This window comes from Bacillus sp. 05T31, from assembly GCF_056396725.1.
In genome coordinates, this window is record NZ_JBFTMA010000450.1 from 1 (window position 1) to 3,649 (window position 3,649).

General features: G+C 31.7%; 5 protein-coding genes and 1 pseudogene. 3 read left to right on the forward strand and 3 right to left on the reverse strand.

Features of this window, described 5'->3' with window-relative positions; all coding sequences use genetic code 11:
* Positions 1-78: 78 nt before the first annotated feature.
* The 3 genes and pseudogenes from AC1DJR_RS21600 to AC1DJR_RS21610 all read right to left on the reverse strand — a co-directional run.
* Positions 79-222: pseudogene (locus AC1DJR_RS21600) on the reverse strand (helix-turn-helix transcriptional regulator); the annotation flags it as partial.
* A gap of 92 nt (positions 223-314) precedes the next feature.
* A complete protein-coding gene (locus tag AC1DJR_RS21605) occupies positions 315-641 on the reverse strand; it encodes a helix-turn-helix domain-containing protein (protein WP_429688972.1) in 327 nt (108 codons plus the stop codon).
* 212 nt (positions 642-853) lie between these two features.
* Positions 854-1,897: a tyrosine-type recombinase/integrase gene (locus tag AC1DJR_RS21610; protein ID WP_477003466.1), complete on the reverse strand. Its 1,044-nt coding sequence runs from the start codon at positions 1,895-1,897 to the stop codon at positions 854-856.
* Between the two features lie 229 nt (positions 1,898-2,126).
* Between AC1DJR_RS21610 and AC1DJR_RS21615 the strand changes: the two genes are divergently transcribed.
* The 3 genes from AC1DJR_RS21615 to AC1DJR_RS21625 all read left to right on the forward strand — a co-directional run.
* On the forward strand, positions 2,127-2,477 hold the full coding sequence (locus AC1DJR_RS21615) for a zinc-finger domain-containing protein (protein ID WP_269481719.1): 351 nt from the start codon (positions 2,127-2,129) through the stop codon (positions 2,475-2,477).
* A 21-nt stretch (positions 2,478-2,498) separates the two neighbouring features.
* On the forward strand, positions 2,499-3,011 hold the full coding sequence (locus AC1DJR_RS21620) for a helix-turn-helix domain-containing protein (RefSeq protein WP_002187134.1): 513 nt from the start codon (positions 2,499-2,501) through the stop codon (positions 3,009-3,011).
* A gap of 546 nt (positions 3,012-3,557) precedes the next feature.
* Positions 3,558-3,649: HNH endonuclease (locus tag AC1DJR_RS21625; RefSeq protein ID WP_477003467.1), on the forward strand; the 92-nt coding region annotated here is incomplete at its 3' end.

The window sequence follows — 3,649 nt, forward strand, 5'->3', positions numbered from 1 at the left end:
TAGAGTACTAGTATCAGTATGTCCAAGTTTGATAGACATTTTTCATATACTTCAAAGTTTTTGCACCAGAACCAGAATTAGTGTACTAATATCAGGCTCGTATCGATTGGTTTCCCAATTTTTAATCTGGCTTCGAGTTAAATTCAATTGTTCAGCTAGCTGTTCTTGCTTAAGATCTCTAGATTTTCTTAGTCTTTTTAATAATTCACCAAAATTTATCATAACTATAGTATAAAATTTAAGAATTTCAACTACTACAAACGGTCGCTTTACTACCGTATAATACATAAGGTGTTATTTGCATTTGGTTAATTTCATTTGGTAAAGTGTTTTTTAATGACATATGTATAATCGATAAGAATATCTAACGCTTCTTGTTGTTTTTCAGCAGGTAAATCTGCAAGTGCTACTTTAATGGATTCYAATTTACTTTCTAGAGGATTATTTCTTCCAAACAATTCATCAATGGAGATATTGTGTAGCTCTGCAATCCGCATTATCGAATCTGCATCAGGATCAGCTTTCCCATATTCCCAATTGGCATAAGTAGTGCGGGCAATATTTAGGCGATGTGATATATCGGATTGGGTGTATCCTTGTTTTTTTCGCAATTCAGCAAGTCGCTTACTTAGTTGAGACATATCATCACATTTCCTTTCTGATTTATAACGTTAGTGTAAAACAGAAAAGTTAAATTGCATCCTTATGACTTATAATAAGTCATAAATTATTTTTATTTGTAATAGTTAGTCTTGATGTTGTGATAATAGAAAGCCATTTATAATTCTATACGCGAAAAAAATAGGAAGAAATCGATACATCAAATCGAGAATCTTCCTATTATATATGTTTACTAAAACAATGAATTTCCTATATCTATTGTGGCCAAGTTTTGACGTCTTGTACGTTCCCTTAAATAGCGTTCCGTCGTCATAATAGATTCGTGTCCTAAATAATCACGTATTTTCTTAAGTTCGACACCTTTTCCCATCAAATGATTCGCAAAGAAGTGTCTGCAGGTATGGGGGGTAATTCTATCCTTTCGGTAACGTAAAAATGGTAAGTTTGTTTCTTCAATCTTTTCTGCTACATATTTTGATAAGTAGTCGGCCCTATAGTAAGAGCCATCGGCTTTAGGTAGAAAAGCAGATGTACTAGAGGCGTCCAATTCACTTGTTTGTTTACGCAATTGACGAAGGCGACAGATATCGTCGAGTACATCTTCAAAAATACGAACTTCCCTGGCTTTATTTCCTTTCCCAACTACACGCAAGAGATAAGCATTTAATGMGGAATGGAATACAAGATCTGCCCATTTTGCGTTTGCAACTTCCTCAATCCGGAGTCCAGTAGTCGTAAGAAGGAAAAACAAKGWATACATAAAGAAATTTGTTTTCTTCAGTGTATCTAGTATTTCATTTACTTCTTCAGGAAAGAGGTCACGATTGACCAGCTCTTCTGTTTTTACAGATACTTTTTTGAGACGACTACTATAGTCATCTGAGAGACCATTGTTATCATAAACGTATTTTAGAAACTGCTGGACTACCGTTTTCTTTCGACGTAATGTAGTGGCAGCATACTTCTTACTTAGTTCATAGAAGTAGATTTCCATCTCATTATGAGATAACTCCTGAATGGTTCCTGTTTTTTCTTTTATGTAGCGTAGAAAATGAGAAAGATCATGCAGATAAATCTTTTTTGTACGTTCACTTCTTTTCTTCGTTAAAGAAGGTTCGTCATGTAAAAATAAGTAAACCATTGATTCTTCACTTAATTTAGAATAATCAATGTTTCGGATGCCCATGCCCATGATTTTTTCAAAATAACTGCTATCAAAAAAATCCGATTTGGATTTTACAATTTGATTGTTATGTTCATAATTTATAATATTCAAATCTACACACATCCTTTAATAGAATGAAAAGACAAACATATATTTTATATAAACTGTTATGATTCTAATTATACCACAATAAATGCATTATTTATTGTGGTATAAAATGAAATGTTTAAATATATATTTTTACCTTAATATTTAACGTTTTTGTTCAGATGATTTATAATGGAAATGTTTAATTATTTTTTTGTACATTTCAATCCAAGTGCGGTAGGAGGAGATTTTTTTGACTAATCTTCGTCGGAAAATTTTACATGAAATCTATAATTTAGAAGATACCCATTGTTCAATTTGCCCTCTGAACAACCTATCAGTGAATTGTACAGATGAGCAAGAACAGGCAAAACAAAGAAACTATAAACATTGCAAAGGTTGTCCCATTTTCGATTCCATCCGAGAGAAAGGAGAGAAATTGAATTCTTTATCGAAAAAGAGTACATTTAATAAGGTACGAGAACGTTATATAGAAAATCCATTTAAGTATCTGCAGTATAAGGAGTACTCAATCACAGATGTAGTAAAAGAAACAGGTTTAACAAAGTATCAACTAAGAAAATTTAAACAACAGCTAGAATGAAAGTTTCGGATGAGGTGAGAAATGGACTATTTATCTTTAGAAGAGGTATGCGATAGGGTAGGTTTAACAAAAAATCAATTAGGCTATTTAATTAAGTATAAACACATCGAACCTATCAATCTGGATACCTGGAAAGCAGATGGTGGATATCGTTTTGAGCAAGAAGATGTAAAAAGGTTAGAGGAATTATACAAAGACTCTTTAACATTAAAAGAAGCGGCTGAATTTCTAAATAAATCTAAGACTTACGTTCATAATGCAGCTAAAGATGGGATATTGCCCTTTAAAGAGATTGCTAAAGGGAAATCTACTGAACGATTGTACTTAAAAAACGATCTAGAAATTTTCAAAGAAAGAATTGAAAATAGATCAAAAGAGGAGTCGAAAGAAAAAAAGCAGCATTTAAGTCTATATCTTGATGAAAAGGTAGTAGAAGCAATAAAGAAAAAGGCTGCAAAGAAAGGATATAATGGCTACAAGAAGTTTGCTGAAGACATTTTATCCGCAGAAGTAAAAGAAGACATAGAAGAATAGAAATTCTAGTAAAAACAGACCCCTAAAAAACACAAAAACGTTCTAAGGGGTCTGTTTTTATTTTCAAGAGACTTTTTAACTATCAGGTATAAATGCATTACCTGAGATGACAATGTTGTTTACGGATGAATTTGAGAGGTCGTTTTTTTGGGTCCGTTCCGAAAAAATTCATTGTAATTACAAAAAAGGGTTTATATATATAATATAGAAAATAGAGGGAAAGATAACGGATAATTTTAAGAGCGTTTTATTTAAGTTGAAAAAAGTGTAAAGAAAGAAATGAGAGGTAAGGATCCCAGGATTATAAATACAAAGACTTCATTTGGAACTTGGTAGGCCTATGAGAATGCTAGAGAGTTCGGGCAGACATATATCGCGGAATACATCAAAAAGCATACAAGCTTTATTTGAAATTTACATAATAAAAAACAGTATATAAAACTATAATAAATTATGAAAAAACAAGAAATATAGTATACATATTTAGATTATAGTAAACTAAAATCTTTTCAAAAGCCTAAACTAATAGATTATGAAAAGACTGAATTGGCTTTAAAATTTACGGATGAAGAAATTCAATTATTTAAAATAGGAAAAACTCCAGAGCATTATACATGGCATCATCATCAAGACACTGG